Origin of the sequence: Alteromonas sp. 76-1 (assembly GCF_900654235.1) — a bacterium.
Taxonomy (GTDB): Bacteria; Pseudomonadota; Gammaproteobacteria; order Enterobacterales; family Alteromonadaceae; genus Alteromonas; species Alteromonas naphthalenivorans.
Map to the genome: position 1 here is coordinate 1344679 of NZ_LR136958.1, position 16889 is coordinate 1361567.

At 43.5% G+C, this 16889-nt stretch carries 15 protein-coding genes; 12 read left to right on the forward strand and 3 right to left on the reverse strand.

Going from position 1 to position 16889, the window contains the following annotated elements; translation table 11 throughout:
- Positions 1–153: 153 nt before the first annotated feature.
- The 8 genes from ALT761_RS05615 to ALT761_RS05650 all read left to right on the forward strand — a co-directional run bounded on the left by ALT761_RS05615 (position 154) and on the right by ALT761_RS05650 (position 9150).
- Positions 154–1101: a transposase gene (locus ALT761_RS05615; RefSeq protein ID WP_232043541.1), complete on the forward strand. Its 948-nt coding sequence runs from the start codon at positions 154–156 to the stop codon at positions 1099–1101.
- A 368-nt stretch (positions 1102–1469) separates the two neighbouring features.
- On the forward strand, positions 1470–2726 hold the full coding sequence (locus tag ALT761_RS05620) for an efflux RND transporter periplasmic adaptor subunit (protein WP_129737199.1): 1257 nt from the start codon (positions 1470–1472) through the stop codon (positions 2724–2726).
- An 18-nt stretch (positions 2727–2744) separates the two neighbouring features.
- Positions 2745–3479: an ABC transporter ATP-binding protein gene (locus ALT761_RS05625; RefSeq protein ID WP_129737201.1), complete on the forward strand. Its 735-nt coding sequence runs from the start codon at positions 2745–2747 to the stop codon at positions 3477–3479.
- A gap of 1 nt (position 3480) precedes the next feature.
- Positions 3481–4794 carry an ABC transporter permease gene (locus ALT761_RS05630; protein WP_129737203.1) on the forward strand — a complete coding sequence of 438 codons (1314 nt, stop codon included), beginning with the start codon at positions 3481–3483 and terminating at the stop codon, positions 4792–4794.
- 10 nt (positions 4795–4804) lie between these two features.
- Positions 4805–6013 (forward strand): ABC transporter permease, encoded by a 1209-nt coding sequence (locus tag ALT761_RS05635; protein ID WP_129737205.1) that lies wholly within the window; start codon positions 4805–4807, stop codon positions 6011–6013.
- A gap of 22 nt (positions 6014–6035) precedes the next feature.
- A complete protein-coding gene (locus ALT761_RS05640) occupies positions 6036–7379 on the forward strand; it encodes a sigma-54-dependent transcriptional regulator (protein WP_129737207.1) in 1344 nt (447 codons plus the stop codon).
- A complete protein-coding gene (locus tag ALT761_RS05645) occupies positions 7376–8749 on the forward strand; it encodes a sensor histidine kinase (protein ID WP_129737209.1) in 1374 nt (457 codons plus the stop codon). The genes ALT761_RS05640 and ALT761_RS05645 overlap by 4 nt, the downstream gene beginning before the upstream one ends.
- A 275-nt stretch (positions 8750–9024) precedes the next feature.
- Positions 9025–9150 carry a DUF3149 domain-containing protein gene (locus ALT761_RS05650; protein ID WP_013784987.1) on the forward strand — a complete coding sequence of 42 codons (126 nt, stop codon included), beginning with the start codon at positions 9025–9027 and terminating at the stop codon, positions 9148–9150.
- Between the two features lie 83 nt (positions 9151–9233).
- Here the strand turns inward: ALT761_RS05650 and smrB are convergent, their stop codons facing one another.
- Positions 9234–9827 (reverse strand): endonuclease SmrB, encoded by a 594-nt coding sequence (gene smrB, locus ALT761_RS05655; protein ID WP_129737211.1) that lies wholly within the window; start codon positions 9825–9827, stop codon positions 9234–9236.
- A gap of 88 nt (positions 9828–9915) precedes the next feature.
- Here smrB and prmB point away from each other — a divergent pair, with 88 nt between their 5' ends.
- From prmB to ALT761_RS05675, 4 genes are all read left to right on the forward strand, one after another.
- Positions 9916–10851: a 50S ribosomal protein L3 N(5)-glutamine methyltransferase gene (gene prmB / locus ALT761_RS05660; RefSeq protein WP_129737213.1), complete on the forward strand. Its 936-nt coding sequence runs from the start codon at positions 9916–9918 to the stop codon at positions 10849–10851.
- Between the two features lie 9 nt (positions 10852–10860).
- Complete coding sequence (gene aroC / locus ALT761_RS05665) at positions 10861–11979, forward strand: chorismate synthase (protein ID WP_129737215.1); 1119 nt, start codon at positions 10861–10863, stop codon at positions 11977–11979.
- A gap of 114 nt (positions 11980–12093) precedes the next feature.
- Positions 12094–13269, forward strand: a complete 1176-nt coding sequence (locus ALT761_RS05670) for an MFS transporter (RefSeq protein WP_129737217.1) — start codon at positions 12094–12096, stop codon at positions 13267–13269.
- Between the two features lie 211 nt (positions 13270–13480).
- Positions 13481–13942 carry a hypothetical protein gene (locus ALT761_RS05675; RefSeq protein ID WP_129737219.1) on the forward strand — a complete coding sequence of 154 codons (462 nt, stop codon included), beginning with the start codon at positions 13481–13483 and terminating at the stop codon, positions 13940–13942.
- Positions 13943–14043: 101 nt separating this feature from the next.
- On the opposite strand, the gene ALT761_RS05680 is transcribed toward ALT761_RS05675, so the two are convergent.
- Positions 14044–15558, reverse strand: coding sequence for a SpoVR family protein (locus ALT761_RS05680; protein WP_129737221.1), 1515 nt, complete (start codon positions 15556–15558; stop codon positions 14044–14046).
- 3 nt (positions 15559–15561) lie between these two features.
- Positions 15562–16848, reverse strand: a complete 1287-nt coding sequence (locus tag ALT761_RS05685) for a YeaH/YhbH family protein (RefSeq protein ID WP_129740569.1) — start codon at positions 16846–16848, stop codon at positions 15562–15564.
- Positions 16849–16889: the final 41 nt, after the last annotated feature.

Consider the following 16889-nt stretch of genomic DNA (forward strand, 5'->3'; position numbering starts at 1 on the left):
AGTTTTTTGGTTTACTCGGTGAGAAGACACCCATATAAGGCGAAAATCAGTCAATTAACCCCAAGCAGGTAGAAAAACTAAACCAAGGTTCAGTTTTTCTTTCTTGCGTATTAACCCACTATAAAAATCAAATATCCACACCAAAATTTAAGCATGCCGCGTCCTCGTAAGTCATTAATATGTTTAGATGAAACACCTTACTATCATTGCGTTTCTCGTTGTGTTCGAAGAGCATTTCTATGCGGGGAAGACAAGTTTAGTGGCAGAAGCTACGAGCACAGAAGGCAATGGGTTGAGAATCGTCTGCTTAAGCTCGCAAGTGTTTTTGCAATCGACGTTTGCGCTTATGCAGTAATGAGCAACCATACTCATACTGTATTGCGTGTTGATAAGGGACATGCGCTTGCAATGAGCCCTGAGGAAGTACTGAGTCGGTGGCATACGCTTCACAATGGAACTTTGCTTACTCGTCAATTTATGAATAAAGAACAAAGGCCTAGCCTCTCAGAAGCGCAAGTGAAAACGGTACTATCTTGTGTGGAGATGTATAGAAAGCGTTTATACGATATCAGTTGGTTCATGCGGCTTCTTAATGAGTTTATTGCGAGAAAAGCAAACAAAGAGGATGAATGCACAGGGCGCTTTTGGGAAGGGCGGTTTAAGTCTCAGGCTTTACTAGATGAATCAGCGTTATTGGCCTGTATGGCCTATGTTGACTTAAACCCTATTAGAGCTAGTAATGTGAATACACCTGAAAAGGCAATGTATACCAGTGTGAAGCGTCGTATAGCAAAGGCGAAAAAGAATAAACAACCCCAAGAGTTACTTCCATTTATTGGTGATTCAAAAGATAGTAAGGTAAAAGGCTTACCTTTTCGGTTGAATGATTATTTACAGTTAGTGGATCAAACTGGTAGACAGCTAAGAAGTAACACCAAAGGAGCGATCCCGCGAAATTGCGAGCCTATTTTATCCCGTACTGGTTTAACACAAACGGATTGGTCTGCCGTTGTAAGCTCTATTGAGAGTAACTTCTCCAGTAAGATAAGCTTGGCACTGGTAAAACGAAAAACTGGATTGAGCCATCAATTAGCCTGCTGAACTTGAATTCGCTATCCCAACTTATGCAATTCAAATCAATAAGTACTGAGGGGGAGTTAATGCCTGTTTTTTATTTAGTAACCTCACTAATTTTTCTGATATTAAACACCAAATTTAACCAACCCGTCCGCACAGTAAAACCGGACAGAAAAAAGTGTCCGTTCGGACACTTCAATAACCGTTTAATTAATTAAATTTCTATTAATCATATAGTTAACTTTTGGCACGTTATTCGTAGTACTAGTTTACACTCCTAACAGAAACTAGATGAATATGTTGCTTTTTCACTTTATCAGCCTGCCTATTTTTATTTTTATTATTGTAGTGTTGCTCGCTAATTTCGAGTCAGTAAGTCACGAGGATGTCTTATGATTCAGGATACTAGTAGTCAGGATACCGTTGTTGTAACGCAGCCGTCGCGAAAAAAATGGGTGGGTGTCTTAGCTATACTTTTAATAGTGGGTGTCTTCGGATATTTTTTTCTTTTTTCTAGCTCCACCGCCGGTCTATCTAGCAGTCGTGATTCGCTAAAATTCAGCGTAGTAACAAAAGGCGAACTGATTAGGGATATCGTCACCACTGGCAGAATAATCGCTTCAAATGCCCCACAGTTGTATAGCCCTGAGCAGGGCTATGTACTTTTAAAAGTAAAGCCCGGTGACTCGGTAGAAAAAGGGGATATTGTAGCAATAGTCGATTCTCCTGAATTGCAAAATACTATGAAGCAAGAGCAATCAGCGCTAGCAAGCTTGGAAAGTGATCTTGCTAGGCAAGAACTTGATGTACGTAGACAGGCACTGTTATTAAACAAACAAGCTGATATTGCTAACGTAGAATTGGTTGCTGCCCAGCGAGAAGAAAAAAGAGCAAAATTGTCAATTAAAGATCACCTCATAAGCCAGATAGATTTAGAAGAGGCGCTAGATAATTTAGCCAAAGCACAAGTGACTTATAAGCACGCCATTAGTGAAATTGAATTAGCAACAGATACATTAGCCTTTGAGCTTAAGACCACGAAAGAGAAGGTCGCCAGGCAAGCTCTAGTTGTTGATGACCTAACCCGCCAACTTGCCGATTTAACTATTAAAGCCAGCGTTTCTGGTGTCGTGGGAAATGTACTGATTCAGCCAAATGCGCTTGTGGCCAAAAATGAGCCATTAATGAAATTGGTAGATTTAACGGCTTATGAAGCTGAGCTAAATGTTGCTGAAAGCTACGCAAATGAGTTGGGGTTAGGGATGAGTGTTGAATTAAAAGTGGGTGTCCAAAAAGTGATTGGCACACTGGCTTCAATATCTCCAGAAGTTGTCGATAGGCAAGTTATTGCAAGGGTACGCTTCCCTGAAAACAGCGTGCAATCAATTCGTCAAAATCAGCAGGTGTCAGCACGAATATTGTTAGAGAACAAAAGTGATGTACTCAAGGTAGAGCGTGGGAGTTTTCTTCAAGCAGGAGGCGCAACGGCCTATTTAGTTACCGGTGATCTGGCCGAGCGAATAGACATTCAGATTGGCGCAACCAGCATCCGAGAAGTCGAAATTCTCAGCGGCCTGGAAGAGGGTGATCAAATAATAGTTTCAAATTACGAACAGTTTAATCAAGCGTCTACAGTACTACTGCGCTAATAAAAAGGATAAATAGCAATGTTAACCATGAACAACGTAAGCAAAATATATCAAACGAACAGCGTACAAACTCATGCACTAAGAGATTTTTCGCTAACCGTAAATGAAGGAGAGTTTATTGCGGTAACAGGGCCATCTGGCTCTGGGAAAACAACATTTTTAAACATTGCTGGTTTGCTGGAACCGTTCACATCAGGCCAATATACCTTAGATGGGGTTGATATCGGTCGATTGTCAGATAATGAAACTGCCGACTTAAGAAACCAAAAAATTGGCTATATATTTCAGGGTTTTAATCTAATACCTGATTTGAATTTATATGAAAATGTCGAAGTGCCATTACGTTATCGGGGCATTGCCGCAAAAGAGCGTAAAGTAAGAATTGAACAATGTTTAGAGCAAGTTGGTTTAGCCAGCCGAGCTAAACATTTACCACAACAGTTATCTGGCGGGCAACAGCAGCGTGTTGCTATAGCACGTGCTCTGGCGGGTAAACCTCGCTTCTTACTTGCCGATGAGCCTACGGGAAATCTGGACAGCCTTATGGCGCGCCAAGTTATGGAATTACTTGAAGAAATAAACAGAAATGGCGCAACAATTGTAATGGTAACCCATGATGCCGAATTAGCGCGCCGAGCGCCTCGGAATATTCAAGTCGTAGATGGGCAGTTAGCCGACTTTACCTTATATCAGGGTAAGCCGTCTTTAACAGCCAGCCGCGACAATAAAACCGTTGTTGCGTCAGGAGTGTAATATGTTTCTCCACTATATTGATTTAAGTTGGCGAAGCATAAAACGCACGCCCGTCATTAGCTTTTTAATGGTGTTTGCCATTGCCATTGGTATAGGGCTTACTATGACCAGCCTGTCGGTTTATCACATGATGTCGATGGACCCCATTCCCCACAAAAGCAGCGCGATTTATTATCCTCAGCTAAATATTATGGACGATGGCCATGAGTGGCATTCATCTGACAACCTGCCATATCAACTTACGTATCAGGATGCCGTTAATCTGTACAACGCAGACATTTCAGTACCCAAGTCACCAAGTTTTAGAAGTGGCTTCTCTGTACACCTAAATTCGCCCGACGTTAAACCTAGCATGGAGCCTGCGCGATTGGTGAATAGAGAGTTTTTTTCTATCTTCGACCGACCTTTTATTTATGGCGCACCTTGGTCTTTACACTCACAAGACACCCATGAATATGTAGTGGTGATTTCAGAAAAAATCAACAACCGTTTATTTGCAGGTAAAGACTCGGTTGGCCAACATATTTACCTTGATAATAACAGTTACCGAATTGTGGGTGTCTCAGCCAATTGGGAACATCATGTGAAGTATTACGACGTGAACAACGGCGCGTTTAACTCCTCTGAACAGCTCTATATTCCTTTCGCTATTGGCGCGCTGGAAGAAATTACCACGTGGGGGAACTTAAATGGCTGGAAGCATGAAGCGCTTAAGAACTATCAAGATTTAATGCATTCAGAACATGTGTGGATTCAATTTTGGGTACAGCTGAATACGGAAGCAGAGAAGCAACAATTCGCCAATTTTCTTATGACTTACATGGAAGATCAAAGAGAAAAAGGCCGCTTCAATCGAGAAACGTTAGAATACAAGCTTCGAAACGTGACGGAATGGCTGGAGTACAACTCAGTGGTATCTGAAGACAATCGTATTCTGGTGGGGCTGAGTTTTATGTTTCTATTAGTGTGTGTGTCCAACATTTTAGGGTTGCTGCTGGCGAAGTTTTTAAAGCGGGCGCCAGAGGTGGGTGTCCGGAGGGCACTCGGTGCCAGTAAACGTCATATATTTGCCCAGCATATTGTTGAAGTGTCGGTGATTGGGCTAGCCGGTGGCTTGTTAGGAATTGTGATTGCGCAAATTGGGTTATGGGGAATTCGGGTGACCAACAGCTATTATGATGCCCTAGCAACTATGGATGTCTCAATGTTACTCGCTGCGCCAATTATCGCCCTTGTGGCCAGTTTCTTGGCCGGATTATACCCAGCTTGGTTGGTGTGCAGAACACAACCCGCTATCTACTTAAAAAGCCAATAAGGAGCAGGCTATGTTAGACATTAAACCTATCTTCAATGCAATACGCCGTTCCAAAATTGGCGCCGTGCTTCTGTTACTTCAAATAGCGCTTACCATGGCGATTGTTAGCAATGCTGCATTTATGATTAATGATCATGTTTCGTATCTTCGTGAAGATACAGGGTTTCCAGAGAAGGAAATCTTTAGCTTGTCGGTTATGACATTCGGGACAGACCGCTCCCTCAGCCAACAAGCCGAACTCGATGAAACAATGATTCGAAGCCTTCCTGGCGTAATTGACGCCAGTTTAATTCAAGCGATACCCTTATCAGGCGGAGGGTCTTCTTCATCCGTGGCATTAAAACCTTCTCCTGAACAGTCTAAATCCATCAGCGTGCCTTATTATTATATGGACGAACATGGTTTAAATACCTTCGGTATAAAACTGCTTGAAGGGCGAAACTTTCGGCCAGAAGAGGTTATTGTTGGTAATGATTTCACCGGTAACGGCCCCAACACAATTATTGTCTCTCAAGCCCTTGCCGAAGCATTATTTTCCGATGGTGGGGCGCTGGGAGAAACGGTTTATCTTAAAAATAGACCCCTTGAAATTATCGGAATAGTGGGAACAATGAAAAGCCCTTGGCCTAATGGTATGCGAGATAAAACCACTGCTATTGTGCCGTTTATGGATGTCCAAAATTATCAACATATTCTAGTTCGTACGGATAAAACTGAACGAGCTAACATCATGGCGAATATTGAACAGAATATGTTGGACGTTTACGATAAGCGGGTCATTATTAATGTGGATGGGCTAGATAAAACCAAAGAAAACTATGACGCCACCGATGTGCTCATGATGCGTATGTTGATTGTACTTGTTGTTATTCTTCTACTGGTGACTGCACTTGGCATATTCGGGCTTACGCAATTCAACATTAGCAAACGCACAAAACAAATTGGCACCCGCCGAGCGTTAGGGGCAAGAAAGTCTGCTATCGTAAGGTATTTTTTAGTTGAAAATACCTTGGTCTGTATAGCGGGTTTAGTGATAGGGGGAATAGCGGCAGTGGTTTTAGGTGATGTAATGATGAAATCCTACTCTATTTCATCATTAGAACCGGAATTCATTTTGGGTACTGCCGTGTTCATTTTTGTAATGAGCCTACTGGCTGTTATTTTTCCTGCTATGCGAGCCGCTAATATTTCACCCAGTATTGCTACTCGCAGTATATAAGTCGTATTTAAGAAGTGTAGACATGACCAAAGTGTTAATTGTTGATGATAACGCCGCCGTATTAGAGGCGTTATCACTATTGCTAGAAATTCATGGTTACGATGTGGTGACAGCCACCACACCAAAAGCGGCGCTGCAGATAGTCAATTACCAAGCTATCGGGCTAGTGTTGCAAGATATGAATTTTAGTGCAGATACGACCTCTGGCGAGGAAGGGCGCGAGCTCTTCTTCGCACTTCGTGAGCTAAATCCGCTATTACCCATTATTCTCATCACGGCGTGGACAGAGCTAGAACAAGCGGTAGAGTTGGTGAAAGCAGGCGCAGCTGACTACATTCCAAAGCCGTGGGATGATAGTAAGCTTATTACCACCATCAAAAACCTCGTGGCGCTAGGGCAGGCCGCCAGCCAAAATAAAATGTTGAAGCAACAAGCGGTAAATTTTGACAATACCCGCCAGGCAGCCGTAAGTATTGGGTTAGTGTACGAAAGTGCAGCCATGCAGCGGGTAGTAGATATGTCGGTGCAGGTGGCTAAATCTGATGTACCGGTACTTATTACTGGGCCAAATGGAAGTGGAAAGGAAAAGATTGCTGAACTCATTCAATCTCAATCACCCCTTAATCAGTCGGCATTTGTGAAGGTAAATGCGGGCGCCCTTCCTCAAGAGCTTATTGAAGCTGAGCTCTTTGGCGCAGAAATAGGCGCGTTTACCAGCGCTAACAAAACGCGAATTGGCCGTTTTGAAGCCGCCCACCAAGGCACCTTGTTTTTAGATGAAATCGGCAATTTGCCGCTGTCAGGCCAGGTCAAATTATTGCGCGTATTGCAAACCGGTGAATTTGAAAAGCTAGGGTCGGTGAAAACACAAAAAACAGACGTAAGGATAATATCGGCCACCAATTCTGATTTAACTCGCGACATCGCAAACGGCGCATTTCGCGAGGATTTGTTTTATCGTTTAAATGTTATCGAAATTAATGTGCCACCCCTTAATGAGCGAGGAGATGATGTGTTGGCCTTGGCAAAGCACTTTTTACCAGGTCGAGACATTAGCCTCACGGGGAAGCAGGCACTACAAGCCTACGCGTGGCCAGGAAATGTGCGTGAGCTTGAAAATGTGTGCCGACGAGTCAGCATATTGCATCCAGATGGTACGCTGGATGCCGATGACTTCGGTTTATCCTCTATTAGCGGTGAGATGAATACAGAGCAAAGAGGCGGAAAAGAGCCGAGCAAATCAGAGATTGAGGCGGCGCTTACAGAATTTAACGGCACAATATCTAAAGTGGCAAGGTACTTAGGGTTATCCAGACAAGCGCTTTACCGCCGGCTAGATAAATATGGAATTGATTATAAATCGTGAGGTTAATTAAAAATAAGCTTCTGGTCGCGGCGCTTTGTGCCACAGCAATAGGCATGGCGCCTATGTTGTATGTAAGCGACCTGTCGGTTGTTCAAAAAGCTTTGCTTGTCCTAGCGTCTTTATGTTTGTGTGCACTTGCAGTGAAAGTCTGTACGGCGCAAATAAACAAACAATTAGAGGCGCTTAAAATAGGTTTGCTCAATTTTAAAGACGGTGAGTTTTCGTCAACACTGGCTTGTAAAACAAACGACGAGTTTAAAACCTTATTCCAGCTTTATAACGATACCGCAGAAACCCTTCGCCGAGAAAAACAGTGGTTGTATCAACGAGAGCTAATGCTAGATAAAGTGCTGCATAGTTCACCTGACGTTTTACTACTAGTGAACGATCAGATGCATGTGGTGCTAAGTAACCGCCAAGCCTGCGAGTTCTTCCACCCAACAACTAGGAAGGAGGATACTGACTCTGAGGAAAATGGCGCTGGTACGAATAAGTTGGGTGCTAGCAGCTCGGGTACCAGAAGCTTGGAAGGTTACACCCTCGGCACTTTACTTAACAATAAACCAGACACGCTAAAAGATGTTTTGCTAGAAAATCGAGAAGGGCTATTTACTTTGCCTCACGGGGCTAGCGGCATTCAAACATGGCATATGTCCACAGGAACATTCTTATTAAATAACCAAACTCACCGACTGTATATCCTTAAGCAAATGACGCGGGAGCTTAACCGACAAGAAGTGTCGGTGTGGAAAAAGGTAATAAGAGTAATTAGTCACGAGCTCAATAATTCCTTGGGGCCTATTTCAAGCTTATTGCATAGCGGCCAAATTGTAGGCCAACAAAATGGTGATGCCCGTCTGGTGCGTGTGTTCCACACTATTGAAGAACGTATCGCCCATTTAAACCAATTTGTTCAAGGGTATGGAAGATTTGCAAAATTGCCTCCACCAGTTTTAGCAACAATTGATTGGGATAAAATAACGGCGCAACTCAGCAATCAATGTGACTTTAAGTTAACCATGCAAGAGGCTGTTGAAGTAAAAGCCGATGCAGTCCAATTAGAGCAGCTATTAATTAACTTACTTAAAAATGCCCATGAGTCGGGAGGACACCCACAGGATGTGGAGCTCGTCATTAAACAAACGGCTTCTCAAGTTATTATTGAAGTACTCGATAGCGGAAAAGGCATGACGGATAGCGTGATGACGAATGCGCTGGTTCCTTTTTATTCCACTAAAGCTAATGGGAGTGGATTAGGGCTAGCACTATGCCGAGAAATAACCGATGCGCATAATGGCCACTTAGTAATTCAAAACCGAAAAGATAAGGGGTTATGTGTGCGTTTTATTATTGATAAAACGACAAAGTAGCAGGCAAAAAAAGAGGGGAACAGACGGGCGTCTGTTCCCCTTACGACGCTAAGCCAAGACCGTTTTTAACCTACGTCGAACAGGCACGTACAATGTATTGCAAATGAGAATGATTTGCAATGCCATTTTAAGTTATTTTCAATTTATTTATACATTGATCTCGATCAACTTCTCTACATCCCTTCCATTTACCGTATTTCAGACTTGATCCAGATCACAAACCTTCGCTAAGAAATCGCTATCATTACCTTATTAACCATGTGAGGAGAAACACTATGTTACTAAGTATGATTTCAGACCCTGTTGTATGGGGCTCGCTTTTAGGTATTAGTATTATTATTGGAATGGGTGTGTTTTATACATACCTATTTATGCACAACAGTGCAGAACTTGATAAGTAAAAATTGTTTTGCCTGTAAGACGCGGCGTTGACATGAATTAGGTAAATGTTAGGTCAAGAACTCAGTAACGATAACTAGGTTCACTATCGCTTATATTCTGGCGTGGGCACATCTAGCAACACCAGCAATGCCGCTTGTCCGCCGTATTCAAGTGGCGCTTGGTGGAAAGCATTCACGTGAGGATGCTGTATTAAGTAATGGGGGAGTGCATTTTTTAAAACGCCCTGTCCAAACCCGTGCATAATAGAAACACAATCTACCGACTCTTTTCTGGCGGTATAAATTAATGAGGCTATTTCGGTTTTTGCCATTTCTCGGGTCATACCGTGCAAATCCAGCAGAAACTCAGGGGAATAGTCTCCTCGTCTAAGCTGTTTTAGTACATGTGTTGGCACGCCTTCTCGGCAATATCGCATGGGACCTTCTTGCGGAAGTACGGCTTGGTACATATCGGAAAAGCTAAAACTCGCCGCTACCTGCTTACTGCCTTTTAGGTGTTTAACCCCTGCTAATTGCTTTTTCTTTTCCAGGGCAACTTTCTTATTCGGAACAATCTTGTCCTGCTCCATGGGCTTTACACCTTGCACTGCATCAGCAAATGAGAAGGTATCTTCAATCACTTTTGGCTTCTCAGTGCCTTTTTTCATGGCTTTTAGTTCTTTTTTAAATGCTTTCATTATGAACCGATATGCAAATTAACGTGGGCGCAGGCGTTATCTTTGGGTATGATACCAGCTTTCATATTCCTGATGTACCCAAGCTCTTATGACCGACAAGTTTTACTTAGAAGAAGCCATCGAAGATTTACACAGCATACTTGATATGATTCGGTGGGCTACCAGTCGATTTAACGACGCCGCCCTCTATTTTGGTCATGGTACCGATAACGCTTGGGATGAAGCATTAAGCCTTACCATGCAAGCGCTACACTTGCCGCATTTGTTATCTGAGCATGTTGGCGACAGCATGTTGTCGTCAAGACTCACAAAAAGTGAGCGCGAAAAAATTGCTGAGCTTGTTTTAAAACGAGTTCAAACCCGTATGCCTCTGCCTTACATTACCAACGAAGCTTGGTTTTGCGGCATGCCATTTTACGTTGATGAGCGCGTGCTTATCCCTCGCTCTCCGTTTGCAGAACTGATTCAAAATAACTTTGAGCCCTTCGTTAAAGAAGCACCGTCGCATATTTTAGATATGTGTACCGGTGGTGGCTGTATTGCTATTGCGCTTGCGCATGCGTACCCCGACTCACAGGTTGATGCGGTAGATATAAGTGAAGATGCCCTTGAAGTGGCCGATATTAATATTCAAGAGCACCAATTAAGTCACCGTGTTTACCCTATTCATTCTGATTTATTTACTAATTTAACCGGGCAGAAATACGATTTAATTGTATCAAACCCACCTTATGTTGATGCTGAAGACATGGCCGACTTACCTGATGAATATCATCACGAGCCAGAGCTTGCATTAGCAGCCGGAGACGACGGGTTAGAACTTGTGGATATTATGCTGCGTGAAGCACCACAATATTTAACCGATAACGGCTGGTTGTTCATTGAAGTGGGTAACAGCGAAGTGCATATGGACACTCGTTTCCCGGGCCTTGAAGTCATTTGGCTTAGCTTTGAAAATGGCGGGCAGGGGATATTTGCCGTGAACAACTCAACATTAAAAAACTATTTTAACAGCAAGGATTAATTCTCGATTATGTCAGGCAACAGCTTTGGAAAACTCTTCACCGTTACCACATTTGGAGAAAGCCACGGTATCGCCATTGGCGGTGTTGTTGATGGTTGCCCTCCTGGCCTCACGTTAAGTGAAGCTGATTTACAGGGCGATTTAGACAGACGTAAGCCTGGTACATCCCGTTATACCACCGCCCGTCGTGAAGATGATGAAGTGCAAATTTTGTCTGGCGTGTTTGAAGGAAAAACGACGGGTACCAGTATTGGTTTGTTGATTAAAAACAAAGATCAACGTAGCCAAGACTACTCAAATATTGCCGACCGTTTCCGTCCAGGTCATGCAGATTACACCTACGATCAAAAGTATGGTTCACGTGATTATCGTGGTGGGGGCCGCTCGTCTGCCCGTGAAACTGCGGTACGTGTTGCTGCGGGTGGTATTGCCAAAAAGTATTTGAAAGAAGTGCATGGCGTTGAAGTACATGGCTACCTTTCTCAATTAGGGCCTATTAGCGTTGAAAACGTTGACCATGCGGTGACGAATACCAATCCTTTTTTCTGCCCTGATGAAAGCAAACTCGAAGCGCTCGATGAATACATGCGTGAGCTAAAGAAATCTGGCGATAGCATTGGTGCTAAAGTTTCAGTCGTGGTTAAAAATGTTCCAGTGGGTTTGGGCGAGCCAGTATTCGATAGATTAGATGCCGATATTGCGCACGCTATGATGGGCATTAATGCGGTTAAAGGCGTAGAGATTGGCGACGGTTTTGAGGTTATTAACCAAAAAGGCAGTGAGCACCGTGATACGCTTTCACCTGAAGGTTTCCAATCAAACCATGCGGGTGGCGTATTAGGCGGTATTTCAACAGGACAAGATCTTGAAGTGCATATGGCACTTAAACCAACATCTAGCATTTCAGTGCCAGGTAAAACCATCAACAAGCAGGGTGAAGAAATCGAAATCATCACCAAAGGTCGTCACGACCCTTGTGTGGGTATTCGCGCTGTCCCCATTGCTGAAGCGATGATGGCCATTGTATTGATGGATCACTACTTGCGTCACCGTGCACAAAACGCTTCAGTGGTATCGACTACCGTACCTATTGCAGGTCAGGCAGGTCAGGCAGGTAAAGCTGAATAAGCGCTAACTAAGCGATAAGAAAACAGCGCGTCAGTATAATACACCATCCAGCTTATCCCCTTCATACGCCCCAGGTAACGTTACCTGGGGCGCTATCGCATACGGAGTTGTGCAGTGCCATTCGCTAAATTGCCCTTTGCTAACCATAAATCACTCATTGTTCTCGCGTTAACCTATTGGCTATATTTCGGTCAGTTGGGTGTTTTGGTCCCTTATTTGGGAATATTTCTTGATGGTCGTGGTTTTAGCTCTGCTGAAATAGGGGAGCTCTTCGCAGTGATAACCCTCGCGCGTATTTTAGGGCCTGGATTGTGGGCGGGCATTGCTGATAGAAAAGGCAATGCGGTGAGCGTGTTAAGGCTGGGTAGTTTTCTTACCGTGGCAACTTTCTGTTCCGTATTCTTGTTCGAAGGGTTTTGGGGGCTCACCCTTTCTTTCGGCTTAATGATGATGTTTTGGACGGCGGTACTACCTCAATTAGAGGTTATCACCATGAAGTCAGTAGAAGGCACTAAGGCCAGCTACGGGCTTATAAGGTTGTGGGGGAGCATTGGCTTTATATGCTTAACGGTAGGTGTAGGTAAAGCCTTAGATAGCTTTTCTACTGAAACGCCAGTAATAGCGAGTGTGGGCGTGTTATTGCTGTTGTTCGTGACCACGTTATTCATTCAAGCGCCTAAAGCCAGTGCCGAGAAACACACTGCCGTAGGCAGCATTTGGCAGTACGCCAAACAGCGCCCCTTTGTAGTTTTCATCTTTGCTTCTATATGTTTACAAATTAGTTTTGGGGCCTATTACGGCTTTTTCGCGTTATATATGCGCGACCTTGGTTACAGCGGCCAACAAACTGGTTTATTTATCGCCCTAGGCGTACTGGTAGAAGTAGGTATTTTTCTTATTGCTAGCCGTTTAACTGCACGGTTTGGCGTGTGGAATCTGTTGTTCGCCAGCTTGTTATTAACAGCACTGCGTTGGTATGCATTAGCATCTGCTGCCGATAGCATGGCGGTGATATTACTCAGCCAAGTTATCCATGCACTCAGCTTCGGGTTAACCCATGCGGTGTCTGTGCACTTCATTCATCAATTTTTACCACCTGCATTTCACAGCCGAGGCCAAGCCATTTATATTAGCGTGGCATTTGGGTTCGGTGGTGCGTTCGGTAACTATATGGCAGGGCAGCAATGGGACCAAGGAGCCAACGCGTACGAAACCTTTGCCACCGCAGCGGTGTTCTCGGCGATAGGGGCGGCTTCCTTGTTTTTCTGTAAGCGTAAGCAACTTATGTAGAAGGACTCTTGCTTGTTCTGTTTGTTTTATTAAAGCTGATGCCAAAACCTACTTTAGTTACGATAACTAGCTATACTGAATTAAACGTGAAGTGATACTAGAATGAAAAATAAAAGGCGTCATGCTGTAATAGTTAGCAGTATCTCTACTTAATATTGATTTACATGCGTTGACGTTAGCATTCTCATTATATTAATTGAGGAGTGTTTGCATGAATTCACGCTCTGTGGTGTGTAGTAAGAAGTTTCCCCATGCCGCTTACAGCATTGAGATTGTGGGCTCTACACTTATTAGTGAATTAGATGGTCAATGGTCTACCGAAATATCAAATAGCTATATTGCCGATGTTAAGCAAGAAGTCTCATCTAGATTCAACAAGCGCTGGCTGCATATCGTGTTGTTGGATAAGTGGGATTTGACCACATTTGATGCCATGGACAAGTTTACCGAATACGGAATATGGTGTTACGAAAAGGGTGTTAAAGCAACGTTTTATGTATACCAAACTAACCCCGTCAAACGATATCAACTGGCTAAAATGTTACCCGAGCGAGCCAAAGACTACGTCAGCTTTCATGTGCTAAGTATCGATGATGCGTTTCTCTTCGCCTCTGAAAATGGCTTTCTTGAAGAGCCAAGACCAAATCAAACGATCAAAACACTGAATGTCTGACATTCCTCTGTCACTGCGATATTGAGTCAGGCGCTTTCTGTGTGCAATTAAAAGCGTGCATTTAAGGAAGTGCCCTGAATAACTGCAAACGCAAAGGACACTTACTTACTGGTACGGCACTCGGCAAGTAGGGTAGGAAGCCCTGCATTGTTTTCTTGCTCAAGTCTTACATCAAACTTCCACAATCTATGAAGATGACGCATAACCTCACCTTTGGAGTTTCCTAACGGAATCCCATGTTGAGGAACGTAGCGAAGGGTTAAAGACCGATCGCCCCTTACATCAACGTTATATACCTGAATATTAGGCTCCAAATTACTCAAATTATATTGGGCGGATAGCTTTTCTCTAATAGTTCGATAGCCGTTTTCATCATGGATAGCGCTGACGCTTACATAGGAATTGCTCGCGTCGTCCTCTAACGCAAATAATTTAAAATCTCGCATTAGCTTGGGTGATAAAAACTGACTAATAAAGCTTTCATCCTTAAAGTTGTGCATGGCGAAATGCACAGTTTCAAGCCAATCTTTACCAGCGATAGTTGGCAAGTATTCATAGTCTTCTTTGGTGGGAGACTGACACACCCGTTTGATATCCATGAACATCGAGAACCCTAACGCATAAGGGTTAATACCAGAATAGTATGGGCTGTTGTAATCGGGCTGCATCACTACGCTGGAATGACTGTGCAAAAACTCCATCATGAAGCGATCGCTGACTAATCCCTCGTCGTACATTTTATTTAGAATGTGGTAGTGCCAAAAACAGGCCCACCCCTCGTTCATCACTTGGGTTTGTTTTTGTGGGTAAAAATACTGAGATACTTTTCGTACTATACGGACGAGCTCACGCTGCCACGGCTCTAATAAAGGGGCATTTTTTTCAATGAAATACAGTAAGTTTTCTTGTGGCTCGGATGGAAAGCGCAAGGTGTTTGTGTCTTTACTTTTAGGGTTGTTTGGCAAGGTTCGCCACAGCTCATTGACTTGTGACTGTAAATACTGAGCACGCTCTTCTTGACGGGTTTTCTCTTCCTGAAGCGATATTTTTTGTGGTCTTTTATATCGGTCCACACCGTAATTCATTAACGCGTGACAAGAATCAAGAATGTTCTCAACTTCTTCTACACCATGTTTTTGCTCACATTTAGAAATGTACTTCTTGGCAAATACCAAATAGTCGATAATGGAACTGGCATCTGTCCAAGTTTGAAAAAGGTAGTTACCTTTAAAGAAAGAGTTGTGGCCATAGCAGGCATGCGCCATTACCAACGCTTGCATAGTAATGGTATTTTCTTCCATTAAGTACGCTATGCAAGGGTCAGAATTAATCACAATTTCATAGGCCAAGCCCATTTGGCCCCTGCGGTACTGTTGTTCGGTTTGAATAAACTTTTTACCAAACGACCAATGCGTATAGTTTAGTGGCATACCTATGCTGGCGTACGCATCCATCATTTGTTCAGCGGTAATAACTTCAATTTGGTTAGGGTAGGTGTCTAGCTTAAAATCTTTAGCAATGCGGTCTATTTCTGTTTCATACTCGGTGAGTAATGAAAACGTCCAATCTGGGCCGTCATCTAATTTATGTTTTTGACGCGCTGCACTTAAAGACATGGGCTAACCTCCTTGCGCACTAAACTGCTCAGTACGCTTAAATATTTCTCTGAATACAGGGTAAATATCATCCGGCGTTTGAATGTGTTTACATACTATATTCTCGAAAGATTGACTGACCTTTTCGTATTCTCGCCAAAGGGTTTGGTGTTGGCGTTCGGTTATTTCAATATAGGCAAAGTAGCGGGTGGCGGGTAATAGGTTATTAACTAAAAGTGAGCTACATAAAGGCGAATCATCGGCCCAGTTATCGCCATCGGATGCTTGGGCCGCGTAGATATTCCAATTGCCATCGCTAAACCGTTCTCGCACGATTTCATCCATGAGCTTTAGTGCGCTTGAGACTATCGTACCGCCGGTTTCTTGAGAGTAAAAAAACGCCTGTTCGTCGACTTCTTTCGCTTGAGTATGATGCCTGATATACACCACCTCTACATTCTCGTAGGTACGGGTTAAAAACAAATACAGTAGAATATAAAAGCGTTTTGCTACATCTTTGGTCGCTTGATCCATAGAGCCTGAAACATCCATTAAGCAAAACATCACCGCTTTGCTGGTAGGGATAGGGCGCTTGTCGTAGTTTTTAAAACGTAAATCGAAGGTGTCGATAAAAGGGACTTTAGCCACTTTGGCTTTAAGTAGTGCGAGTTCTTTTTCAATTTCTTCAATGGCTAGTGCATTGTTAGTAGGCGCAGTCATCAGTATGGCTAACTGTTCTTCTAACTCTCTGATACGCTTTCGAGTAGAACCGGTTAACGCAATTCGTCTTGCCACCGATCCTTTAAGAGAACGAACAATGTCTAAGTTACTCGGCACACCGTCAGTTTGATACCCAGCACGATAGGTTTCATGTTGAATCACTTTATCAAACTGATTTTTCTTTAAATTAGGCAGCGCCAAGTCGTCGAACAAGATATCTAAATATTCGTCTTTCGAGATGGAGAAAACGAATTCATCTTCTCCGTCGCCGCTATTACCCGCTTCCCCTTCACCAGAACCTTGACCCGCGCCACCTGGCGGGCGGTCAATTTTATCGCCTGCAATGAATTGGTCATTACCGGGGTGGACAATATCTCGCTTGCCCCCTTTTCCGGTATGAAATACAGGTTCAGAAATATCGCGAGTAGGAATGCTTACCTGCTCGCCCGAGTCTAGGTCGGTAACAGAACGTTTGCCGACTGCATCGGTAACAGCACGCTTTATCTGTTGTTTGTAGCGTTTAATAAAGCGCTGTCTGTTTACCGTGCTTTTGCCTTTACTATTAAGTCTTCGGTCGATGAAATGCGCCATAACCACCTGCTTGTCATAGGGTGAACCACGAGTAAATAGCC